The organism is Terrimonas sp. (assembly GCF_003075435.1).
Taxonomy (GTDB): domain Bacteria; phylum Bacteroidota; class Bacteroidia; order Chitinophagales; family Chitinophagaceae; genus Agriterribacter.
Map to the genome: position 1 here is coordinate 132403 of NZ_QCZJ01000011.1, position 24263 is coordinate 156665.

Genomic DNA, 24263 nt, shown 5'->3' on the forward strand with positions numbered 1-24263 from the left:
TAATCATGAAAAAAATATTCAATTATATTTTAGTTGCATTTACAGTCGTATCATTTGCAGCTTGCGATTTACAGGAGCTTCCTGTTGCAACAGCTTCTAACCAGGCGATTTTCGGATCTACGGGTGGTATGGAGTTATATACTACTTCTTTTTATGATTTATTACCTAATACTGATGTAGGCGTATTTCAAGGAGATGATAATTCTGATATTATTGCCCGTAACGGGGTTGATGATTATCTCGCAGTAGGAGCGCTAAGTCCTATTACAAGTCCTCGTTCTGAATGGGACTGGAAGCCACTTCGCAATATCAATTACTTTATTGAAAATGCCGGAAACAGCCCAGTGTCGGGTAAAGAACATTATATAGGACTTGCCCGTTTTTTCAGGGCATTGTTTTATTTTGGCAAGGTGAGACGCTTTGGCGATGTGCCCTGGATTGATAAAACAATAGAAGTAAACGATAGCGTTATGCTTAAAGCTTCACGTACCAGCCGGTTTGAAGTAATGGATAAAGTGCTGGCAGATTTGAATTATGCTATTGAGAACATCACACTCACTTCTGATCCATCCTGTACGCGTATTACCAAAAATGTTGCAAGAGCGTATAAAACACGTATATGTTTGTTCGAGGCATCGCTGCGAAAATACCATACAGATTATAATATGCAGGGAACTGCCAATACATGGTACCAGGAAGTAGTGAGCACAGCTAATGATATTACCGGATTCTTTTTGCATAAAGGGGCGATCAGCGATCGTTCTTACAGGGAAATATTTATTACGAAAGCACCTTATACAGATGAAACGATCCTTGCAGTAGCATTAAGCTCAAGCTTGCAGGTATTCAGTTCTGCCAATCGCCGTTTTATAAGCCCTACTTACGGTAACCGTCCAAGCCTTACCAGGAATTTTGTAAATACCTACCTAAAACTGGATGGTACTTCTTTTACAGATGATCCAAATTATAAAACCATTCCTTTTGTAACAGAAGTTCAGAACAGGGATCTGAGGTTAAAGCAAACCATCCGTTTAGGAGATTATAAACGTACGGAAAATGCTGTACCGGTTGCAGCGCCACCGAATTTTAATCAGACATTTACCGGCTATCAGCCCATAAAATGGTGTTATGATGAGCGCTTTCCTTATGATGATGAAAGTGTAAATGATAACGCGCATATCATTATGCGCTGGGCGGAAGTGTTGCTGAATAAAGCAGAAGCAATGGCAGAATTAGGCACCATGACTGATGCGGATTGGGAGGTCACCATTGGCGCATTGCGTGCGAGGGCCGGCATTACCGGCGCTACCTTAACCACTAAGCCAACAGCAGCAGATCCATACTTGGTTAGCTATTATCAAAATAAATTTACCGACCCAGTTTTGCTGGAAGTAATGAGGGAACGCGCTGTTGAGCTGGTTTTTGAAGGACTTCGTCCTGATGATTTAAGAAGATGGCATATTGGTGAATTATTCCAGGTTGCGCCTATGAACGGCATGTATGTGCCTGCATTGGGTGAATATGACCTGAACGGAGATGGTAAAAATGATGTGGTATTTTACCAGGGTACCAAACCTTCTGCGTCAAATTCAACCATTGCTTTTGTTGATGTGAGTACTTCATCGGCAGTTGGGCGTATTCAACTTTCAAATGGTACATCGGGAGAAGTACAATGGAATCCCGGAGCAAGAGAATGGTTAGATAAAAAATATTTATATCCTATTCCAGAAGCAGATCGTACTATGAATCCCGCATTGGGCCAGAACCCCGGATGGTAGGGAGAATGGAGAAGAATAATACACAATTGCAAATAGGAGTAGCGGCTGGCTTTATGTAGTAGCTGCAGGAGAATAATGTGTATACTTTTTTAACCATTAAGAAGTTAAGACAATTAAGGCATGCAGCTTAACTACACTTAACTTCTTAATGGTTTATTTTCTATCTTTAAAACCAATAAAAACAAATACATGAAAAGAATTATATTTTCACTTCTCGTTTGCATGTTCCTTCAATCTGCTATTGCTCAAAAAAACAACCCGGTTATTATTGCCTCTTATAATATCCGTTATAATAATCCCGGTGATAGTTTGAATGCGTGGCCCAACAGGAAGGAAAATGTAAAAGCTCTTATACGCTTTCATGAGTTTGATATATTCGGCACAGAAGAAGGCCTGATAGACCAGATAAAAGGTATTGCCGAATTGGATGAATATGCTTACACAGGCAAGGGAAGAGATGATGGGAAGGAAGCCGGAGAACATTCTGCCATATTCTATAAAAAAAGCAGGTTTCAGTTATTACAGTCTGGCGATTTTTGGCTGAGTGAAACACCTGATAAACCAGGCAAAGGATGGGACGCAAAATGCTGCAACCGTATTTGCTCATGGGGTAAGTTTAAAGACCTTCAAACAAAAAAGGAATTTTACTTTTTCTGTGTGCATTTTGATCACCAGGGCGTTGTTGCCCGCCAGGAGTCTGGTAAACTGATGGTAAAAAAAATTAAAGAAATAGCAGGGAATGCTCCTGTGATTTGTGTAGGTGATTTTAATTCTACTCCTGAAACAGAGCAGATAAAAGAGATGCAAACATTGCTGAAAGATTCTTACGCAATAACAGAAGCTCCGCCCTATGGCCCTGTTGGCACTTTTAACGCGTTTAAATTTGATGCGCCTATGAAACACAGAATTGACTATATTTTTGTAAGTCCTTCCATTAAGGTATTGAAATATGGTGTGCTTACTGATGCTAAAGATCAGCGCTATCCAAGCGATCACCAGCCCGTAGTAATAAAGGCGGTTTTACCATAGCAATGAGAATCGTTTCGCTGATTTAAATTGCAGTATATTTTTATAAGGATAAAGTCCCGGCACTGTGCCGGGATTTTTTTTGCACTCATTTCAGGGTGCATTCCAAATGCTGAATGGAGATTACTTTGCCGCGCAAGATTTTAAGGTTGCAAGTTTGATCACGCGGCGCGCAATGGCAGAGAGGTTGTCAATTACAACCTTAGCCTTAGTACTGACCGCAAGATCAAAACCCCTTCGCCGTATTGCGAACCCGCCGGCATGAAGATTTGATTAAAAGTACGTTGCGGTGGGTGAAGCAATCCGTTGGACAGTAGTGCAAAAGTTAAGCAGTGGTACAAATACCCGGCAGGTTACTCCCCCGTGTAAAGTGATTAAAGCATAATGCCAGTGTTGGCTCGGTCGAAAGGACGGGCACCCCCGGGCAGACCTGCCTGCCCCAGGCTGGTATCTCACTCGCGCCAAAACGATGATAGTAAAGTTCCCGTGTTGTTCCTGCATTATGACGCTGCCCTCAGCCCGGGTGCACTCATTTAATACAACTAAAAAAAATGTCAACATAAATTTGCGCAACCGAAAAGTTGCATGTATATTTGCAACTGATTGGTTTCATGTTTTAAAATAAGGAAATAATGAGAAGGGATATTTTCCAGGCAATAGCTGATCCTACAAGACGGGCAATTATCACTTTAATTGCATTACAGGCAATGACACCTAATGCTATTGCAGCGCATTTCGATACTACACGGCAGGCGGTATCCAAGCACCTGCGTATTTTAACAGAGTGTGAATTGATAAAGCAACAAAACAAAGGCAGGGAGATTTATTACCAGCTTGAAGTTGATAAAATGAAAGAAATAGATATGTGGCTGGAGCAATTCCGAAAAATATGGGAGGAGCGTTTTAATAAACTCGACAAATTATTGGCAAAAATGAAAAAACAATAACAATGAACAGCAATCTACTATTTGACTTTATCGCAGATAAAGAAAACAAAACCATTTACATAATACGTGAATTTGATGCACCGCTTGATTTGGTATGGGATGCCTTTACCAAACCGGAATTACTCGACCAATGGGTTGCACCAGCTCCATATACATCAAAAACAAAGTATATGAACTTTGAGGTAGGTGGTAAAAGGTTTTATGCCATGGTAGGACCCGATGGAAAAGAGGGATGGGCTCTTCAGAAATATACTTCCATCAGCCCAAAAACAAACTTCAAACTATATAATACTTTTGCAGACAAAGATGAAAACCCTGAATCGACAGGCTCTGAATGGGATTACAGTTTTAGCGAACAAAACGGTATAACAAAGGTAAGCATCACGGTTTATAATGAATCTTTCGATCGTATGGAAAGATTGCTTGAAGGCTTTAAGCTGGGATTTACCGCATCATTAGAAAATCTGGAAAATCTTTTGGCGAATTTATCGCGGCAATAATAAGTATTTTGTATGAGCATACAGGAGCAAATCAAAAATTACATTAAAAGTCAGCCTCAGCCAAAACGCACTGATATGCAGGTATTGCACCAGCACATGCTGCAGCTATTACCTAAAAGTAAATTATGGTTCTTAAACGGGAAAGACGATAGCGGTAAAATCGTTTCTAACCCTAATATCGGCTATGGATTGTATAGCATACAATATGCTGATGGAACAACCCGGACATTTTACCAGATTGGTCTGAGCGCCAACACAACCGGCATATCTGTTTACATCATGGGCATTAAAGACAAAACATACTTAGTCCAAACCTATGGAACAATAATAGGAAAGGCAAGTGTGAGTGGGTATTGTATCAGGTTCAAAACGCTGAAAGATATAAACATAGGTATACTTGACGATGCAATACGTTATGGAGTTGAGTTTACATCAAACCAAAAAACTATTAACAATAGATTGAAAAGTAAAAATGTGGGCACAACCTCAAAAGATATCCTGGAATACAATAATGCGCAAACTGCAGAAGATAAAGCAATCTGCAATTTGCTTTCTGGAGAAATATGTAAAAACCTGCCGGAAGCCGAAAACAAAATCTGGCATAGTCATCCGGTTTGGTTCCTGGATGGAAACCCTGTTACAGGTTACAGCAAACAAAAAGCAGGCATAAGACTGATGTTTTGGAGTGGTGCGGATTTTGATGAAGAACGATTAAGCATAAAAGGAAAAAAGTTTAAAGACGCTTCTATATTCTACAACTCGGTTAAGGAGATCAATACAAAGGATTTAAGCCGCTGGCTCAAAAAATCAAAATCAATACAGTGGGATTATAAAAACATAGTGAAACGAAAAGGTGTTTTAGTGCGGCTAAAATAATAATGCATGGCGTTATAACAATTAATTCGCTTACTTTTTTGCCATTAACAAATGAATTACAAAATAGTTCTGCAGATCTACATTTCATGTGCTGAAGCATTATCTTTTCCGCATTTCGTAAACCAATACCATTAGTTTACGATGACCTTTGTAACCAATTTGGTTACAGATATGAGGTTTTATCCAAAATGTTGCATGTTGATCACGATCAGCATAGCGTTGCTTTATGTTTCCCCTTCCTATGCGCAAATACTAACAGGAGAAGACAGTTTGTATGCCGGGCTTGTTTCCAGGGAGCAGGCTACCATCCTTTCCGGCTATGGCGAAGCAAAATATTCCTTAGACACAAAAAGAAAAAATGCGGAAGCGTCATTAAGCAGGGTTGTTTTGTTTGTAGGACATAAATTCAATAAAAAAATTTCACTCTTCACAGAGCTTGAGCTGGAAGATGCGCTCGTTGTAGGGCAGTCGGGTGATGAAGCCGGTATTGGCAAAGGGGGCATCAGCATGGAGCAGGCTTTTCTTAAATTTAATCTTAACCCAACCACATATATTGTAGCTGGTTTATTTATTCCGCGTATTGGGTTTATAAACGAAAATCATTTACCTACTACCTTTAATGGCGTTGATCGGCCGTTTCTTGAAGAGTTGATTATTCCTTCTACCTGGCGGGAAGTAGGCGTGGGCATTTACGGTGGAGTAAAAAATGTAGCGGGATTGAATTATAGTTTCGGACTTACAAATGGCTTGAATTCTGCCGGCTTCAGTAATGGCAGCGGCATACGTGATGGCAGGCAGTTAGGCTCAGCGGCAACCGGTTTAGGGCTGGGCGCCTCCGGTGCATTGCTGTACTATATTAATGATTTTCGTTTTCAGCTTTCAGGGTATATCGGCGGTTCTACTGCCGTTGAAAAAAGAATAGCTGATAGTCTTCATCTTAACAGCGGCGCTTTCGGCAACCCCGTTATGCTTGGCGATTTTAACGTACAATACGGCAATAGTGGGTGGAATATAAGAGCTATCATCAGCTGTATTCAAATTCCAAATGCTTCAAATATTAACCAGGCTTATGCAAATAATACACCAAAGAGTATGTATGGAGGATATGCAGAAGCAGGCTATGACCTTTTGTATTCAAAACATAAAGATGAAAAAAAGCTTATTGTATTTGGCAGATATGAGTATATGGATCTTGGTGCAACATTGCCTGGTAACGGTATAAAGAATGATGCCAACACACAGCAATATATAATTGGCGGGCTAACATACAAGCCTATACGCGGCGTCGCTATTAAAGCTGATTATGTATACCGCATAACAGGCGAACCTAATCCGGCTTTGATCATCACACCATTTCCGCAGGTTATACCGTATTATACGCATAATGGGTTCCTGAATCTTGGTGTTGCCTATAATTTTTAATGATGCCTACAAGAAGAAGTTTCATAAAAAAAGGGTGCGTGCATTGCGCTGCGATAATAGGTGCAGGCTTTTTGCTGGAAGGCTGCGGCAGCAGTATGCACATGTATAAAACACAGGTTAGCGATAAAAAAATAATAGTGCCGCTGAATGAATTTCCTGCGGATAAGAATATAATGGTAGTGCGTTCAAAAGATATGGAGAACGATATTTTACTGGTAAAGAAGAACGATCATTACAATGCTTTATACCTGCAGTGTACACACGAAGGAGTAGGACTTAGCGCTACAGATAAAAAAATTGTTTGCACAGCGCATGGCAGCGTATTTGATTTTGATGGAAATGTGCTTAAAGAGCCTGCATTGAAACCACTTAAAAAATTTGAGACATCTGTTATTGAAAATAACCTCATTATTAGTTTAACATAAAAAACACATCATGAAAAAAACAACCAATGTGGTACTGGTATTGCTTGCATCTGCAGGCGTTATAATGTCATCATGTAAAAAAGATGATGACAATGGGACGACAGACACTACAGCGTTAAAAACGGAAATATTGCAGGACGCTGCCAACAAAGTATGTTTGGCCAGCTACCAGGATCTGTCATCAAAAGCAGATCAATTGCTTGCTGCTGTTAATACTTTAACTATCACCACTACCGACGCAAACCTGGATAACTGCCGCACCTTGTGGAGAAGCATACGTGAAACATGGGAGCGTTCTGAAGCCTGGTTATTTGGGCCTGTGGATGTAGATAAAATTGATCCGAGAATTGATACATGGCCGGTAGACTTCAATGACCTGAATACAGTTTTGGCAAGCTCAGATGTTTTGGATGAAGCATATATTGACGGACTTGATGAAGAACATGACGCGTTGAAAGGTTTCCACCCGATTGAATATTTACTTTGGGGTAAAGACGGAGATAAAACAGCATCGGCATTTACCGCAAGAGAAAAAGAATATCTTGTTGGATTAGCTCAAAATCTAAAAAAATTAACTACTGAAGTAAAGGATAGCTGGGCTGGTGGATATGCCAATACCTTGGCAACAGCAGGCAACAGTGGTAATGCTGACTATCCTACCAAACGTGTTGCATTTGAAACTATCGTTGATGCGATGGGAGGAATATGTGATGAGGTTGCTAATGGTAAAATGAAAGATCCGTTTGAAGCCCAGGACCCTCAATTGGAAGAAAGCCCCTTTGCTCAAAACTCCATCACTGATTTTACCAACAACATTAAAGGTATTATGGATATTTACCAGGGTAAATTTACCGAAGATGGTAAGGGGATTGAAGACCTGGTGCGTACATATAACCTTTCATTGGATAACGATATAAAAACAAAACACGGAACAGCAGTAGCTGCATTACAGGCTATAACAGTTCCTTTTGGCGAAGCAATACTTACACAGCAAACGCAGGTGCAAACGGCAATGGATAAAATAAATGAATTAGCTGAAACGCTTGCAGATAATCTGAAACCATTTGTTCAGCAGTATGGCCAATAGCCTGGCAGTCTGATCATTTGCTGACAACAATTTTCTTTTTCCTTAATGAATATCCCTGGACCATATAAAGTGTTGTTCATATTAACAATCATTGTTAGTATGATACTCTTTGCATGCAATAAGTTTGATAAAGCATATAATAACCCGGATGATGAATGGCGGACAGGCGGTTCACAAACCGTATTTGACCAGAGCAGTAAAGCGTTCGGACATGCCTTTCCAACAGGTTTGTCCGAAACGCTTGAACGGGTGCATGAAATAGGGGATGTTCAATTCAGCTCAACATTTGTATCAGCTCCTGCACCCATTAATCCAGGGCTTGGTCCTATTTTTAATAATGTTGGCTGCGCTTCCTGCCATATAGGTGATGGCAGAGGTAAAGTACCTGGTGCAGGGGAAACTTCGGTGCTGATGCTATTCCGGATAAGTGTTGCCGGTGAAGGAGTGCATGGAGAGCCTAATCCTGTTCCCGGCTTTGGTGATCAGTTACAAAACAAGGCAAATATAGGTGTAAAAAAAGAAGCTGATGTATTGATCACTTATGATGACAAGAGCTTTTACTTTGATGATGGAGAGACATACAAATTGCGTTTTCCAACATACACGATTGCTAATACCTATACTGCTTTGCCTCCGGATGTAATGCTTTCTCCACGTGTTGCCGCGCCTGTATTCGGGCTTGGCTTGCTGGAGAGTGTAAGTGATGCGGATATTCTTGCAAGAGTAGATGAAAATGATGCAGATGGCGACGGCATTAGCGGCAGGGCAAATTATGTATGGAACTTTGTAAATGAAACCGTTTCCCCCGGACGATTTGGCTGGAAAGCAAACCAGCCGAATCTTCTGCAGCAGGTGGCGGCAGCATATAACCAGGATATTGGTATAACAAATAAAATTTTTCCCAAAGAAAGCAGTACAGGGCAATCACAAACAGATAACCTTCAGGATGATCCTGAAATTTCTGACAGCCTTTTATACAGTGTGGAATTTTATGTGAGAACACTTGCAGTGCCTGGCAGAAGAAATCTTGATGATGCTACCGTGCAGCAAGGCAAACAGTTGTTTACACAAGCCGGTTGCGTAAAATGCCATGTGCCTGATATGCGCACTGCCGTTAATGTAGCTTTTCCCGCGGTAAGTAACCAGTTGATCCATCCCTATACAGATTTATTGTTGCATGATATGGGTGATAGCCTTGCCGATAACCGCCCTGATTTCCTGGCAAACGGGAGAGAATGGAGAACAGCCCCTTTATGGGGAATAGGGCTTACCCAAAGGGTAAACGGACATAATAATTTTTTGCATGACGGGCGTGCCCGCAGTTTAATGGAAGCTGTTATGTGGCATGGAGGGGAAGCGCTTAATGCAAGAGATAAAGTAAAAGCAATGAGCGCCGCAGAAAGAGCGGCATTGATAAAATTTCTCGAGTCATTGTAAATTAATAAAAAGATTCTATCCCATTTATTTATCATCCTTTATCTTTTCGTTGTATTCCTTTACTATTTTTTCCATATCATTCCATTTATACTGTTCGTTCTCTGTTTTTTTTACCAATTCCATATCATCCCGAAAATATTGGGAAATTTTTTGAAAAAAATAGCCTCTCTTATTTTTTATATATGAACTAGAGATTCTTGTGGCAACGTCTTCACCTGCCCTGTAGCAAAGCCAGAGTTGTTCATAGCTGTCACGCGCTCCAAATACTCCTCCAGGGTAAAGTTTGGAGAATGTGTATAATGTAACCGGTCCTCTTTGCAATACTTCAAGCCATATTTTAGTAGGCTTCTTGTCGCTTTCAAAAAAATATACATTCATCCTGTCGTATTCAAAGGTTTTGTTGTTGCTAAAGTAATATGTGATGTTTTTTATGTTATCACATTTAATGGATTGTTTTTTTGAACCATCAGATGGTTTAAAGGATATAGGCGTAGGGGAGGGGTTACCAGGTAATTCTGCAAGCCCATCTATACTTGTCCCATCCAGAAAGGTGATTTTTGCTTTATAGTATTTTTCTGCAAAACCGTAATGATGTGCCGCCAGAATGAGCAACAGGGTAAAAATGTGTTTCATAAAACTGAATTAATTTCTGTTGGATTTCTAAGAAACGTTATTCAGGCTGGGTATATTGCTGCCATATGTACCTGGGTAAGTTTAAGAATAATTAGCAGATACTGCTTTTGTTTTTGGGTATTTGTAAACTTTAATTTATGTTATAAATATTTTCTTATCTTTTGTTTTTTTTAATAGCGTATATATTATTTTTCAGCTAAGCCATTTTTATATGAATTTTTCCCTGTCTAAAAAACTATTGCTTTGTGTGTTATTTTTTTCTCTTTTTTCTACATTAACTGCTCAGCAAAACAAGTATGAAGCTCCGGCATTATCTGATCCCAACTCCTGGTCAATGATTATGCTACCGGATCCGCAAACCTACCAGAAGTTTGCCCGTAATCAGCCATTATTTGAACTGATGACCGCCTGGGTAAGTGAAAACATAGATAAGCTAAATATAAAACTGGTAATGTGTACCGGTGACCTGGTTGAACAAAATGAAATGATCAATCCAGATGGTACAGCAGCGAATCAGCCGAGTAAATCGCAATGGGAGTCAGTATCACAGGCATTCAGCCGTCTTGATGGGAAAGTGCCCTATATGCTTGCCGCCGGTAATCATGACTATGGCTACACCAATATCAGCACCCGTAATTCCAATTACAGCAAATATTTCCCGGTTGATAAAAACTTTCTTACCCAAAAAGGGGTTCGGGAAGTTGCTTTGAATGGTAATAACATCCCCTCATTGGAAAACGCGGCATATGAATTTACCTCGCCGCAGGGAAGAAAATTTTTATTGCTTACACTGGAATTTGCACCAAGAGATACGATTCTTGCATGGGCAAAAAGTACGGTTGCGCAGGAGAAATATAAAAACCATACAGCGATAGTACTTACACATTCTTATCTCAATGCAAAAAATGAACAGATAGAGAAAGAGAATTATAAAATTGCCGAAGGCAATTATGGCGCTGCAATATGGCGCAAATTAGTTCAGCCTTCAGCCAATATACAACTGGTATTTTCAGGTCATATAGGCGCGCCGGATAATGCGAGGGAACATGTTGGCTTCAGGCAGGATAAAAACGCAGTAGGTAAAAAAGTAAGCCAGATGGTGTTTAATGCGCAGGCTATGGGTGGCGGCTGGTATGGCAATGGAGGAGATGGCTGGTTGCGTATACTGGAGTTTTTGCCGGATGGAAAAACCGTTAAGGTAAAAACCTTTTCTCCATTTTTTGCCATATCACCAACAACACAGCAGTTCGCCTGGAGAACAGAAACGTATGATCAGTTTGAGTTTAGTATTGATTAGAAACTTGCTGTAAAAACAGCATCATTAAAAGCTATATCATTTAGGAGGACTATTTTTGTTGTTATGCAAGGGTAGTCCGCCGCGGCGGACAAATAAAACTTCTGTATTTTTTCTGCAAACAGGTAGCCGCTACGCGGCAGGATGCTGGTTGCAGCTTATAAGTTCCCGGCTTACCGGTTGCAATATTCACTGGTTATTTCACAGAGGTACACGAAGGGTACACAAAGAGCCACAAAGAATAATAAAACACTCTGTGTAACTTTGTGTACCCTTCGTGGCTCTTTGTGTAACAAACCCATTTCCGCCGGGCAGACACCGAAATTCGTGGCAGGAAATATAACAGGGGTTATTTAAAAATAACTTCGCGCATGCCCAATACACAGAATGGAATACGGATAAAACGGATATGGCGGTTATTCGCGGAATGTACCCGTGTTTATCAGTATCATCTGTATATTCCGTGTGCTATCCTATAAAAAAACATAATCTCTGCTATTTCCCTCTTAAGTACTCCGCAAGCACAATTGCCTGGTTGTAATTTTCATTTTTTGCACCGTAAAGCAATGTTACGGTAGTATGCTCTTTCAGCACCTGCTTCATTTCCTTTAAGGCCGGTTGCCCTTTCAGTTCTCCGTAGTATTTTTTTCTGAAAGTATCCCATTTCTCAGCTTCATGATTAAACCATTTTCTTAATGCTGTTGAGGGCGCTATTTCTTTTAACCAGAGATCTATATGCGCATCTTCTTTTTTTATTCCCCTGGGCCATAACCTGTCTACCAGCACACGGTAGCCGTCATGCTTATCAGCAGGCTCATATACGCGTTTGATTTTTATCATAGTAGTTCTAACTATTTCTTTAAAGCCTGGTCAATGTCATTGAGCAGGTCATTAATATTTTCAAGCCCGACACTCATCCTTATCAGTCCATCGGTAACGCCTGATTTTATCCTATCTTCCCGCAGCATGCCTGAATGAGACATTGATGCAGGGTGAGATATTAATGTATCAACTGTTCCCAGTGATACGGCCTTTGTGCACATTTTGAGGTTATTGATGAACTGTTTGCCACCTTCTAATCCTTGTTTTAATTCAAAACTCATTACTGCACCGGCGTGGCGCATTTGTTTTGACGAAAGTGCATGATCGGGATGGCTGCTCAATCCGTTGTAATTTACTTTTTCTATGGCCGGATGGCCTGATAAGAAGTTGGCAACCTGCATAGCGTTCTCACAATGCTGTTTCATTCTAACCTCAAGCGTTCTTACACCCTGCATTAGTAAATAAGCATCAAAAGGGCTTGCACATCCACCTAAAAGCTTATAGGTTTCATAGCCTTTCTTTTTCATGAACTCAGCATCTTTACCTACCAACACACCACCTATTGAAGTGCCGTGACCATTCAGGAATTTGGTAGTAGAATGAAAAATGAAATCAACCCCAAATTTGAAAGGTTGCTGTAAATAGGGCGTTGCGAAAGTGTTGTCTACTGTAACTTTTGCATTATACCTTTTTGCAAGCGTACAAATGCCGGCAAGGTCAACACAATTCATGGTTGGATTAGCAGGCGTTTCAACATGAATAAGTTTTATATGTGCATGCTTTTTAAGTATATCTTCAACTTTGTTCAGGTCAGAGAAGTCTTCAATAACAGAAGATATCCCCAATTTTGCCAGGAAACCGTAAATAAATTCATGTGTTCCCCCATACAGAGAATAATGAGAAAGAATACCATCGCCTGCTGATAAATTACTGAGCAGCATAGTTGCCATAGCTGATTGTCCGCTTGCATGAAGCAGGGCACCTGCCTGTAACTGTTTACCTTCTTTATCTTTTATATTAAATGTTTCCAGTCCGGCAATAACACCTGCTGCTGCTGCTGTAGTGGGGTTGCCGAAGCGTGAGTATATAAACCCCTTTTCTTCGCCGGAAAACCTGCGCATTCCTTGTTCTGCACTGTCAAAAACAAAAGTGGATGATGCAACAATAGGAAAAAGATGGGCATTTTCTCCATTGGCAATCGAAGTTGAATGTATGGCATGACTTCCAAAACCTTCGGGACTAAAATCTAAATTCATTGGGCAGTTCATTTAACTATTATGCAAGTTAGTTAATTGCTGTTGATCGATCCTTAAAAGTAATGAGGAGCATATTTGCCTCTGGAAAAATATCCAAGAGAGGTGAATCGAAAATAAATATATCAGTGGTTTTCCGGCTTGTGCTTCTTCTTAATGTTTTTTATTTTAAACATGAAGCATTTTAGATAGTCAGGTTTTGAACTAACATTCTTATTATACCCAAAGTAGCGTTGTTATATACAATAAAAAATCAGTGTCAAAATTTTGACACTGATTTAAAGATTTTTGTTATTATACTACATGTTAGCAATAAGTGTATAGATAATTAAAGTAGCAATTACAAACACTCTTATTGAGACGATGCGTGTTGAAAGGCTTTTTTGAAAGGTTTTCATATGTGTGTGATTTTGGATTAAATATTAGAACCTTACAGGACAGGCAATAGTACCGTTATTACCAGAGCCTAAGCGAAAGCTGAATTTAAGTCCGAAAGAATAATAAGCATCTTTTCTGCCTGTAGTACCCCTTTTGTTTCCTGCATTGTAACCTGAAATTCTTGTTCCGGGGCTAACCAACTGTGCTTTGTTAGCCATTTGTTTTGCCATTTGCGCGGTAGCTGAACCTGCGCCAAAATATGCATCAAAATCACTGTCTGCAACAAAGGTAGTAGACACATCATCAAGATAGTCTGTAAACGTTTTTCTGTTTACTGCTTCAAAAGCTACGCTTATATTATCTGAAAAATAATATCTGATACCAACACCGTAAGGAATATTTATTTGTGTAAGAGCATATTCTTTCCTGTCGGGATATCCCGGCATTCCCTGGCCTTCTGTACGTAAAGGCTTAAGATCTACCATAGATTTAACACCATTCTGATTTATATATTCTCCCTGCGGATTAAAATGAAACACACCTATACCAATAATACCATAAGGACGGAATTTGTGATACAGGTCTTTCTCATCCTGTTCCAATAATACGGTAGGATAAATTTCTGTAGTTAAAGTAAGTTCCTGCAAGGGTATTCTTACAGAAAGGTTCCTGTTTTTTCTTGCCAGTTCTGCACCACCTTTATCAGCAATTATACTATCCGCACCTTCAAGTGTTGTAAAACTTGCAGAAAGCGAAAAGCCTATAAATTCACTGGGGCGAACAGTAAGGAAAGCGCCCTTCATTAAAGTCGTCATCTGGATATTGTTGTCTTTGATGAAGGTTGTTCCTACGCCTCTGTTACCACCAAGGTCTCCCAGCAGATTGGACGGACCAAGATTTATACCTATTTCATATACAGGCTTGCCGAAAAAAGTATACTGACTGTATGATTTAGCCGAGAATAGTGTGATTGCTGTAATTGCACAGGCACGTAAAATAATAGGTATACGTTTTGTCATGAGAGCGGATTTTAAAGCTTTCAAAAAGAATTTGGACTGACTAATTAACGGAGGATAATACTGAATATTATTTTTTTACAAGCTATTGACCTATGGTAACCGTATGCCTGTTGATATATGATAATTATGAGTGCAGCATTTTAATATGTTCAATGTTATCTTCAAGGTAAACATCACTAACCTGTTTAAAGCCAAAGCTTTCGTAAAATTTTTTGAGATAAAGCTGGGCTCCTATTTTAATGGCTGATGTACCAAATAATATATGTATGGCGTCTATGGAGCGTTGCATCAGTTCTCTGCCTATGCTTTTTCCCCGCACAATTTTGGAACTTACCACGCGGCCAACAGACGCTTCAGTATAGGATGTTCCCGGCGACAGTAATCTTGTGTAAGCGACTAATTCATCATTGTGCCATGCACACAAATGCCATGATGCCTGGTCATTGTCGTCTATGTCCTGGAATGCACAATTCTGTTCTACTACAAATACTGCAGACCGTAATTGTAATATTTTATATTCCTCAATATTTGTAAGCTCTTCAAATTTTTTTAATGTCCAGCGCAATTCCATAATACAATTAATATAAGATAAATGCAGGAGTGCTTATTAATATCCATATTTTTCTTTCCACAATAGTTTGAGCCATTTCCTCAGTTCCTCCTCCCTGGCATTTTTACCCGGCTCATAAAAAGCTGTTCCCTGTAATTTTTCCGGAAGATATTCCTGTACCGAAAAATTATGCTCGTAGTCGTGTGAGTACTGGTAGTCTTTTCCGTAATCAAGATTTTTCATTAAACGGGTTGGTGCGTTTCTTAAATGAAGCGGTACAGGCAGATCGCCATATTCCTTTACAGCGCTAAGCGCATTGCCAATCGCCATATACGAGGCATTGCTTTTGGGCGATGACGCAAGATAGGTGGTACACTGCGCTAAAATAATTCTTGCTTCAGGATAACCGATTTTATTTACTGCTTCAAAAGTAGCGTTTGCCAATAACAGCGCGTTTGCATTAGCGTTACCAATATCTTCACTTGCAAGTATAACAAGGCGGCGTGCAATGAACTTTACATCTTCACCACCTTCTATCATTCTTGCCAGCCAGTATACTGCACCGTTAGGATCACTGCCGCGTATAGATTTTATGAACGCAGAAATAATATCATAATGCTGCTCGCCGCTTTTATCATATAACGCAATTCTTTTTTGAGCAATGTCCATCACCATATTATCTGTAATAATAATTTCCTTATCTGCCGGTAAAGCTTCCACAACAATTTCAAGCAGGTTCAGTAATTTCCTGGCATCTCCCCCGGAAATATTAATTAAAGCAGCTGTTTCTTTTAGTGTAATGTTCCTTTTGCCAAGCTCTACATCTGCTGCTATAGCGTGTTGAAGCAGTGCATTCATGTCATGTTCACCCAAAGGCTTCAATACATATACCAGGCACCGGCTTAATAATGCTGCATTAACTTCAAAAGATGGATTTTCGGTAGTAGCACCGATAAGTGTAATCGTGCCTTTTTCAACAGCACCGAGCAACGCATCCTGTTGCCCCTTATTGAAACGGTGAATTTCATCAATAAATAAAATGCTTTCCGGCTGTAGTTTGGCTTTTTCAATAACCTCTCTAACTTCTTTTACGCCTGCACTGATGGCACTTAATGTATAAAAGGGTACATGCAATGTATGCGCTATGATATTGGCAATGGTTGTTTTGCCAACGCCCGGAGGTCCCCACAAAATCATGGAAGGAATCCTGCCTTGCTCAATTGCCTTGCGCAGCACGCTCCCTTTGCCGGTTAAATGCTGTTGCCCGGTAAGTTCATCTAAAGAAGTGGGTCTCAATCTTTCCGCTAAAGGAGCTGCCATAAATGGCAAAAGTAAGCGAAAGTTGAATTGGGGAGAAGAAAGTGTAAGGATTTCACTTTTTCGGAATCACTGGCACTAACAAAACTTTATGATTTATAAAGCAATTTCTACCAGGCGATAGATAGCAGCAGGAAAAATATGTTGTTCATAGTCAATATCATGTTTTGTTTGTATATCTGTCGTGTTTTCTTCAACATCATAAGGTTGCCCCCCTGAATGCAGTTTATTGTGCAGCGCAATAATTAATAGTATTATTACAGTCAGTAAAAGAATGGATGATTTTCTCTTTTTCATGATAAATGTTTTATAACGAGGGATTATTGTTGTGGTTTAGATTCCTGTTGTAGAAATGCTTTCATCGTTTTGCCACCAAATTTTACAGTCGCACTGTCTGCAAGAGCAACATTGCTAAAGCTCATAACAATAGCTTCGCTTGCATCGAGCTGAGCGCCGTTGGAAAGATTAACCTGAAGCTCCCGGATGGTATTTGCGCCGAGATTAACGTTTCCGTTTCTTTCAATATTCAATGCCAGGCTGTCTGCGTTACTGTTAAGCGTTATGTCTGATTCTGCTTTCGCATTGATGGTAGCGTTTCTTAAAACATCCCCAATATTAACGCCGGCAGAATCAGTTGTAATTGATGACACTGAAGGACAAAAAATAGTTACAGGTATATATTCATCTTTTGAAGCAGATGTTAGTATGAGTATATTATCTTTCACTTCATAGGAAATTTTTCCTTTATTCCACTCATCAGTAACCACTGCAAAACTGTCTGACTTGCTGATGGTGACATGATTGCCTTTATATCCTAGAAGATCAATGCCTGTAAAGGCTGGCACTATATTCGTGAGCTTTGATTCTTTATTGTATTGTTCCTCGGTAATAAATTTTCCACTGTTTTGCACTGAATAAAAAGTAAAACCCACAAGCGTAGCTAAAACAAAGGGGAGTATAAATAATGCTAGTAATATTTTGTTACTTGTTTTCATTGTAATAAATGTTAACTATGAAAAGTTTTGCTGTACAAATTTTTCGAAACGGGGTTTTAATTCATCAGTATTCATTCCCAATAAATAGAGATTTCTGAATACTCCCGGTAAATCTTTTTGAAGAAAATCTTCTTTGCGGTAGCTAAGCGCTTTTTTAAAGGCATCTGCTGCAACAAAATATCCGATACCTCTTTGATTATATATGATTTCCTGCTGCTGTAAAAAATCGTATGTGCGCATAACGGTATTGGGATTTACCTCCAGTTGCACCGCCAGCTCTCTTACGGATGAAATCCTTTCTTCTGGCTTCCACTCTTTCAGCAGTATCTTCTCGCAGATGTGATCCGCGATCTGGAGATATATGGATTGACTGTCTTTAAATTGCATGTTTACAAATTTTGAATCAGTGATGATTTAAATTTCTTTCTCTTTTATCCTGAAATAAGCAGCCGTTAATAATACGGGGCACCAGATATATTTCATTGCAGGTACTGCTACCTGCCTGATCCATGAAGGGAGCTTGTATACTTTTGCTTCATTTCCATCATATACTTTAAATGAAGAGAAATCATTAACGCCCATGTGAGCAGGAAAAACGGTGTTGGACAGAAATTGTGCAAAGAATACAAAGATGAGCCCGATGGTAAAAATGGCGAGCAGCGTTTTTATAAATGCAAATCTCTCAAAGTATACAGAGCCCAGCATAAAAAGTGCCTGCAATGCGATAAAGAAGTATAATATTATTGGTATTGCTTCTTTTAAATTTTTTGTTGAAACATATCTTACTGCATTGCCTGGGTCGAGTAGTATAAAAAAGAAAATTATTTTTTGAATAATAAAGAAAATGGCAACATACACTGCGGTGAATACAATAAAAGAATAGAAGAAACCGCATAGCAGTTTTTCCAATGGCGTTGCAGGTATGCTTAACCAGTATATGCCTTTTGCCTTATCGCTTAAGGCGCTGAACGTAATGCTTGCAAAAATGAGCCCTGACGCGAAGAATAAGGTAATAAATATTCCGTAGGTATCTTCTTCATCAAAACGCCCGCTGCCATTAACAGATGCCCAGAACGTGAGAATGATGGTTAATAATCCCGCCATAGCCAGTAATGACAGCGTGTACAGCTTGGCATTATCAAACCATTGTTTTTTTATAAGCAGCCAAAGTCGTGAAAAGCTGAATGAGTTTTGCATGATAATATCTTGATTAATTAAAAGCAGATTGAATTTTAGTCCTGTCGGTTATAATAGCCTTGTATAACATTTCAAGATCAAGCCTTGTATCTTCTCCGTTTACATTCTTAGAGATGATAGCATTACCTTTTAATGAATCTTCATTGTATAAAGCCTGTTGTATTTCTTCTTTGTCGAATGATATTTTGAATTGCAGCTTTTGGGTTATCTGCTCAATAGTCTGGTCAAACAAAATTTTGCCTTCATCTATAATTGTGATCCTGTCTATCAGGTTTTCAAGATCCTTTACCTGGTGTGTGCTGATGATAATGCATTTTTTTTCATCAAGCGCACCTGCTATTACTTTACGGAACTGGCTTTTGCTCATAATGTCTAAACCATTGGTGGGCTCATCCATCAGCAGGAGGGAAGTATTGCAGGCAAGCCCGAAGCTGATAAGCACTTTCTTTTTTTGCCCGTAGCTCATGTGTTGTATAGTGTTATCAACAGGAATTTCAAATTCATTCATGTAACGGCTGAATTGCTCATGATTGAATTTGGGATAAAATACCGCGTTGTATTTTACCAACTGTGCAGGTGTAATATTGGGAAGAAAAAACTCTTCTGCTACGATGAATACCTCCTGTAAAAAAGAAGGCTCTCTTTTTTGGGGTGTTTCGCCGGAAACGGTAATGCTGCCGGAATCAGGAAAAAGGTGACCGGATATATTCCGGAGCAAAGTGGATTTACCGGTACCATTTTTACCAAGCAGTCCATATATATAACCAGCCTGCAAATCGAGGTTTAAACCGTTAAATATTTTCTTTCGCTTATACGAAAAATGGAGATTTTTTATCGAAATCATATTTAGTGATTTAGTGTACTATTGTATTAGTACACTGCAAATATAATACTGATTTAGATGTTTCCAAATTATTTTAAAGGTTTAATTGATGTATTTGTGATTTGCCCGATGATATCGTTTGGTTATTGTTTATTAACCCGGTAATGTTTTGAAATATTCATTGACAAATGGTTTTAGTGATTTGGTTATATTATCGGTGAAAAAATTTATTAATAATTCCTGTGGCTTTTGGAGCAGCTTCATATAGGTGGGGATCTGTGCTTCATGTACAGGAAGTGTATTTTCTAGTGCCTTTAATTCTACTACAACACAATCATCTACTAAAAGGTCCAGCCTTAATTCTGAATCTAAAATAATTTCATCATAAACAATTGTTACAGCAATTTGCTTTTCAACCGAAAAACCATTTTTTCGCAATTCAAATTCTAAGCATTTTAAATACACACTTTCCAGTAGCCCTGGACCTAATGCCCTGTGTACTTTAATGGCGCATCCGGTAATTCTGTAAGATAAGTCCGTAACTTGTTTCTTTGTCATAATTGGTGTTTTTATAGTTAACAATTAGAAGAATCTGTAAAATAGAAAATAAACCATTAAAGCATTAAGAAAATCAAGTTGAATCTCTTAACTTAACTTCTTAATGTTTAAATACAAAACCGAAAGCCTGCCTTTGCAAAGCTTCCGGTTAATATCACTAAAGAGAGATGATTAATTTTTGAGAATGGTAAATTCAACCCTTCGGTTTAGCTGTCTTCCATCATCGGTTTCGTTGGTAGCCACAGGTTTGGTTTCACCATATCCTTTGGAGATAATGCGGCTTTCAGTGATGCCCTTTGATATAATATAATCTCTCACAGATTTAGCCCTGTTGTCACTCAGCCTGAAATTGTAATCATCAGAGCCTTTACTGTCGGTGTGTGCACTCATTTCAATTTCTATAGACGGGTTTTCCTTAAGCAATGCGACAACCCTGTCTAATTCAATAAATGATTCAGGTCGTAAATCCCATTTGTCAAAATCAAAGAATACATTGTTCAGTCTTACCACCTGCCCAATCTCAATAGGCACCAGGTAAAGGTCTTTATGAATTTCTTTATATCCTTCTTTAATAAGTGAATCCAGGTTAAGGTTTTCAGACTGGGCAAAAAATTTATCCGCTGTTGCTCTTATGAGATAGTTTTTATCGTAAGGCAACACTATCTGGAATGATCCGTCCATCGGGCTTGATAAACCATTGCCTGCTGCTGCGCCATCAGGTAAGGTTTCATAAATTAAAGAAGCGCTAAGCGGTTGTTTTGTTTTGGCGTTATATACATTACCACTAACCAAAACCACAGGGTCTGGTTTTTCTTTCTCCATCAGTTTTACCCTTACAATATCGCTCTCTCCATAAGTGTCAAGGTTGGTGGTAAGATAAGCGTACTCACCGCCGGCATCCAATGTAAAAAAGGCGTCCCAGTCAGGAGTGTTTACAGGGCTTCCCAGGTTAACAGGGTCGCTCCATTTTTGCCATGTTTTATCCAGGCGTTTAGTCATCCATATATCATTATCACCTAAACCACCGGGCCTGTCGCTGCTGAAGTACAGTGTAACACCATCGGCTGCGAGATAGGGTGTCATCTCATCCGTATCCGGCAGGTTTATTTTTTTTCCAAGGCTTTTCGGTTCTGTCCAACTGCCGTTAGGCTCCAGGAAGCAAACATAGATATCATTATATGAGCTTGCCTTTTCCGGCGTCATATACAGCAATAAGGTTTTGCCATCCTGCGCCATTGATGCACCGGATTGCCGGCCCCGGTCGTATTTCTCATAATTCTTTATGAACAGGGCGTTGGGCGGTGTCCAGTTTCCGTCTTCATCAATATAGCTCATGCTTACGCCTTTACTGATAAAAGCGCCTTCATTAAAAGCGCCTCTTATCAAAATCCTGTTTTTGTCGGGCGATATCCAGTAAACAGCATTATAGTGTGTGGTGTTAAACGGGTAATCCATATGTATAGCTTCGCTCCAGTTGCCCATGGTATCCCTTACTGCATACCATATATCCTGTGAATTAGGAACAGACCTGTATTTTGTATTGCCCGGGTGATTTTCGCAGATAAAAAACAACAGGTTCCCATCTGCAGAAACGGTTGGACGCAATTCCGCAAGATTGGAATTGATCTTTGTTCCCATGTTTTCGATCTTGATGACCGTGGAAGAAGTAATGATATTATCTTTTTGTGCCACTAAACCTCCTGATGTGTCTGCCAAAGGTTGCGCCATGCCCTTTATAAAGCAAAAGGTTCCTACAAGCGCCGATAGTAAATTTTTCACAGAATTGGTATTTTACATATAACGCAAAATACCCGTACGATACATTGCCGGCCAGCTTTTTCTGATAATGGTAACCGGCGTTTTTAGCTTATGATAAATGCGTTGAGTAAAATTACCCGGATAATAAAATAAGGGGAGATAATAGACTGTATGCGGGAACAGGAATGTTTATATACCTGTTCTTTATAGGGGAAAAATGAAACAGGGAGCAAAGGCTCCCTGTTTAAATATTATAGATTATAAAGTAATATAGCTGTTTGTGCTACCATACTGGTTAGGAGTTTCGCCATCAGCTTCAGGCTCGTTAAGCCATACTTTTTCATCAACTAAATACCTGAATTCGTGCTTGCTATCTTTTGGAAGCGTTACATCAACACTAAAACTGCCATCTTTTTTCCTGCTCATCACTATCGATTTTTCCCAATCGCTGTTTAAGCCAAGAATTTCAACTGTTTCAGCATTTTCAGGCTTGAAAGCGAATTTTACTTTACAATAATCCTTTGTCTTGAAATACGTTTTCTGTACCATTTTTTCTAACTTTTAGAGGTTGGTTTAAAAATACAAATGAATACAGCAAAGCAATCCGGGCAGGCAAAGTTATTAAATAATACTGTTAAGCGTTAAAAGTAACCCAGGCCTGGCCTGCATTTCTTATCCCCAGGTTTTACCACAAGGGCAATGCTTCGGCTTTTATGATCCTATACCTCAATTTCCTAAATTAATATACATTTATTTTATATTTAATGTATTTGTAAGGATGAGCATTATCGAAATAAAAATTATTTTACTACGTTTTGTTTTTACTGAAAATTAGGGTGATAGTACCCGGAATCAAAATTTCTGAACCGGTTTAAACCAGTTTGAATTTGCCCGGTCTATGCCCAAAATCATTCTTAATCCATACTTTTTTTATGAAGCAAAAAAATCTTGTAATTTTTTCATTAGCCCTTTTTCTGTTTGCAGGTATTATTTCCTGTAAAAAAGAAAAAACAGCTGAATCTGGTAATACAGAAATTTCAACACATTCCGATGATCAATCAGTATTTTCCGCTGAAGTAGATGCCGCAACAGATGATGCAAGTGCTGCGCTTGAGGCAATGGCTGCTTTCAGTTTAAGAGAAATGGAACTTGATACTATTCGTGTTTGTGGTGGCTATATCACCTGGAATCTCGAATCAGATCCGCAAATTGCAACTATAACCTATACGGGTTTTAATTGTGACGGCGGCAGGTCAAGATCCGGTTCTGTAACTGTTTCTGTTCCTAAAGGTACACAATGGAAAAATGCCGGTGCTGCAGTTATTGTTACGTACAACAATTTAAAAATAACCCGCTTATGGGATCAGAAAAGTATCACCATTAATGGTGTGCAAACTTATACCAATGTAAGCGGCGGTCTTTTGGTCAAGCTTTCAGCTCAGCAACATATTATTCATACCATTGCAAGCGATGGCTTGTCAATTACTTTTGATAATGGCGCCCAGTGTACCTGGAAGGTGGCAAAGCAGCGCGATTTTACTTATGATAATGGTATTGTACTTTCTGTTTCAGGTAATCACACAGAAGGTAACGTTGAAAATATTGCGGAATGGGGCACCAACCGCTATGGCGTGGCTTTTACTACTTCCACCATCGCCCCGTTAGTGGTGCGCCAGGATTGCGAATTCCGTTTAACTTCAGGCACAGTTAAGCATGATGTTGCAGGCATATCTGCTATCGTTACCTTTGGGTTAGATGCTTCAGGAAACCCGGTTACCTGCCCTGATAATTTCTTTTATAAAGTGGTGTATACAGGGCCTAATGGCAATAGCTTAAGCTTTATTTTACCCTATTAACTATATTTAGTAAAATAATTTTCACAAAAAGAGGCTGTCGTGCGACAGCCTCTTTTTGTTTCAAACCAGGATTAAATAAAAATAAATTAATTAATTAATAGTATTATAAATAATAATATAAAATAAATATATTATTAAAATATGTATGTATTATTTTTTGATACTTTTCCATAAAATAGCCTGTTGATTGATTATAATTTAAACAAATGAATTTGTATTTTTTTTAAGGAAACATGTTTTATTTGAGATAAAATTTATAAAATTCACTTTGTAATTAAATTAAAGTTAATAATATGTGATTTAATTTTGTTA

25 protein-coding genes are annotated in these 24263 nt (G+C 39.1%); 11 read left to right on the plus strand and 14 right to left on the minus strand.

Features of this window, described 5'->3' with window-relative positions; all coding sequences use genetic code 11:
- Window positions 1–5: 5 nt before the first annotated feature.
- From DC498_RS13620 to DC498_RS13670, 9 genes are all read left to right on the plus strand, one after another.
- Window positions 6–1778: a RagB/SusD family nutrient uptake outer membrane protein gene (locus tag DC498_RS13620; RefSeq protein WP_116874713.1), complete on the plus strand. Its 1773-nt coding sequence runs from the start codon at window positions 6–8 to the stop codon at window positions 1776–1778.
- A 189-nt stretch (window positions 1779–1967) separates the two neighbouring features.
- The gene (locus DC498_RS13625; protein WP_116874714.1) at window positions 1968–2807 is read left to right on the plus strand and encodes an endonuclease/exonuclease/phosphatase family protein; all 840 of its coding nucleotides are present in this window, start codon (window positions 1968–1970) and stop codon (window positions 2805–2807) included.
- Window positions 2808–3436: 629 nt separating this feature from the next.
- Window positions 3437–3751 (plus strand): ArsR/SmtB family transcription factor, encoded by a 315-nt coding sequence (locus DC498_RS13635; RefSeq protein ID WP_116874716.1) that lies wholly within the window; start codon window positions 3437–3439, stop codon window positions 3749–3751.
- A gap of 2 nt (window positions 3752–3753) precedes the next feature.
- Window positions 3754–4251 (plus strand): SRPBCC family protein, encoded by a 498-nt coding sequence (locus DC498_RS13640; protein WP_116874717.1) that lies wholly within the window; start codon window positions 3754–3756, stop codon window positions 4249–4251.
- Window positions 4252–4326: 75 nt separating this feature from the next.
- Complete coding sequence (locus DC498_RS26565; RefSeq protein WP_240628014.1) at window positions 4327–5127, plus strand: DUF1801 domain-containing protein; 801 nt, start codon at window positions 4327–4329, stop codon at window positions 5125–5127.
- A gap of 195 nt (window positions 5128–5322) precedes the next feature.
- The gene (locus tag DC498_RS13655; protein ID WP_133176851.1) at window positions 5323–6549 is read left to right on the plus strand and encodes a hypothetical protein; all 1227 of its coding nucleotides are present in this window, start codon (window positions 5323–5325) and stop codon (window positions 6547–6549) included.
- 38 nt (window positions 6550–6587) lie between these two features.
- Window positions 6588–6974 (plus strand): ubiquinol-cytochrome c reductase iron-sulfur subunit, encoded by a 387-nt coding sequence (locus DC498_RS13660; protein ID WP_206197615.1) that lies wholly within the window; start codon window positions 6588–6590, stop codon window positions 6972–6974.
- Window positions 6975–6984: 10 nt separating this feature from the next.
- The gene (locus DC498_RS13665) at window positions 6985–8061 is read left to right on the plus strand and encodes an imelysin family protein (protein WP_116874720.1); all 1077 of its coding nucleotides are present in this window, start codon (window positions 6985–6987) and stop codon (window positions 8059–8061) included.
- Between the two features lie 99 nt (window positions 8062–8160).
- Window positions 8161–9498 (plus strand): di-heme oxidoreductase family protein, encoded by a 1338-nt coding sequence (locus DC498_RS13670; protein ID WP_116874765.1) that lies wholly within the window; start codon window positions 8161–8163, stop codon window positions 9496–9498.
- A gap of 24 nt (window positions 9499–9522) precedes the next feature.
- Here the strand turns inward: DC498_RS13670 and DC498_RS13675 are convergent, their stop codons facing one another.
- Window positions 9523–10131, minus strand: a complete 609-nt coding sequence (locus DC498_RS13675; protein ID WP_116874721.1) for a hypothetical protein — start codon at window positions 10129–10131, stop codon at window positions 9523–9525.
- Between the two features lie 211 nt (window positions 10132–10342).
- Here DC498_RS13675 and DC498_RS13680 point away from each other — a divergent pair, with 211 nt between their 5' ends.
- On the plus strand, window positions 10343–11428 hold the full coding sequence (locus DC498_RS13680) for a metallophosphoesterase (RefSeq protein ID WP_240628015.1): 1086 nt from the start codon (window positions 10343–10345) through the stop codon (window positions 11426–11428).
- A gap of 492 nt (window positions 11429–11920) precedes the next feature.
- Here DC498_RS13680 and DC498_RS13690 read toward each other — a convergent pair whose 3' ends face one another.
- From DC498_RS13690 to DC498_RS13750, 13 genes are all read right to left on the minus strand, one after another.
- A complete protein-coding gene (locus DC498_RS13690; RefSeq protein ID WP_116874723.1) occupies window positions 11921–12265 on the minus strand; it encodes a DUF488 domain-containing protein in 345 nt (114 codons plus the stop codon).
- A gap of 11 nt (window positions 12266–12276) precedes the next feature.
- Window positions 12277–13503: a trans-sulfuration enzyme family protein gene (locus DC498_RS13695; protein ID WP_116874724.1), complete on the minus strand. Its 1227-nt coding sequence runs from the start codon at window positions 13501–13503 to the stop codon at window positions 12277–12279.
- Window positions 13504–13922: 419 nt separating this feature from the next.
- A complete protein-coding gene (locus DC498_RS13700; RefSeq protein WP_116874725.1) occupies window positions 13923–14897 on the minus strand; it encodes a hypothetical protein in 975 nt (324 codons plus the stop codon).
- A gap of 124 nt (window positions 14898–15021) precedes the next feature.
- Complete coding sequence (locus tag DC498_RS13705; protein WP_116874726.1) at window positions 15022–15468, minus strand: GNAT family N-acetyltransferase; 447 nt, start codon at window positions 15466–15468, stop codon at window positions 15022–15024.
- A gap of 36 nt (window positions 15469–15504) precedes the next feature.
- On the minus strand, window positions 15505–16767 hold the full coding sequence (locus DC498_RS13710; RefSeq protein ID WP_116874727.1) for a replication-associated recombination protein A: 1263 nt from the start codon (window positions 16765–16767) through the stop codon (window positions 15505–15507).
- A gap of 93 nt (window positions 16768–16860) precedes the next feature.
- Entirely contained in the window at window positions 16861–17061 is a 201-nt protein-coding gene (locus DC498_RS13715) for a hypothetical protein (RefSeq protein WP_116874728.1), read from the minus strand.
- A gap of 23 nt (window positions 17062–17084) precedes the next feature.
- Window positions 17085–17759, minus strand: a complete 675-nt coding sequence (locus DC498_RS13720) for a GIN domain-containing protein (protein WP_116874729.1) — start codon at window positions 17757–17759, stop codon at window positions 17085–17087.
- Between the two features lie 15 nt (window positions 17760–17774).
- Window positions 17775–18146 (minus strand): GntR family transcriptional regulator, encoded by a 372-nt coding sequence (locus DC498_RS13725; protein ID WP_116874730.1) that lies wholly within the window; start codon window positions 18144–18146, stop codon window positions 17775–17777.
- 27 nt (window positions 18147–18173) lie between these two features.
- The gene (locus DC498_RS13730; protein WP_116874731.1) at window positions 18174–18956 is read right to left on the minus strand and encodes a hypothetical protein; all 783 of its coding nucleotides are present in this window, start codon (window positions 18954–18956) and stop codon (window positions 18174–18176) included.
- A 13-nt stretch (window positions 18957–18969) separates the two neighbouring features.
- The gene (locus tag DC498_RS13735) at window positions 18970–19800 is read right to left on the minus strand and encodes an ABC transporter ATP-binding protein (RefSeq protein WP_116874732.1); all 831 of its coding nucleotides are present in this window, start codon (window positions 19798–19800) and stop codon (window positions 18970–18972) included.
- 132 nt (window positions 19801–19932) lie between these two features.
- Window positions 19933–20337, minus strand: coding sequence for a GxxExxY protein (locus DC498_RS13740; protein ID WP_116874733.1), 405 nt, complete (start codon window positions 20335–20337; stop codon window positions 19933–19935).
- A gap of 171 nt (window positions 20338–20508) precedes the next feature.
- A complete protein-coding gene (locus tag DC498_RS13745; RefSeq protein ID WP_133176852.1) occupies window positions 20509–22116 on the minus strand; it encodes an OmpA family protein in 1608 nt (535 codons plus the stop codon).
- A gap of 237 nt (window positions 22117–22353) precedes the next feature.
- Window positions 22354–22644 (minus strand): isoamylase early set domain-containing protein, encoded by a 291-nt coding sequence (locus DC498_RS13750; protein WP_116874735.1) that lies wholly within the window; start codon window positions 22642–22644, stop codon window positions 22354–22356.
- Window positions 22645–23027: 383 nt separating this feature from the next.
- Between DC498_RS13750 and DC498_RS13755 the strand changes: the two genes are divergently transcribed.
- A complete protein-coding gene (locus DC498_RS13755) occupies window positions 23028–23951 on the plus strand; it encodes a hypothetical protein (protein WP_116874736.1) in 924 nt (307 codons plus the stop codon).
- Window positions 23952–24263 lie beyond the last annotated feature (312 nt).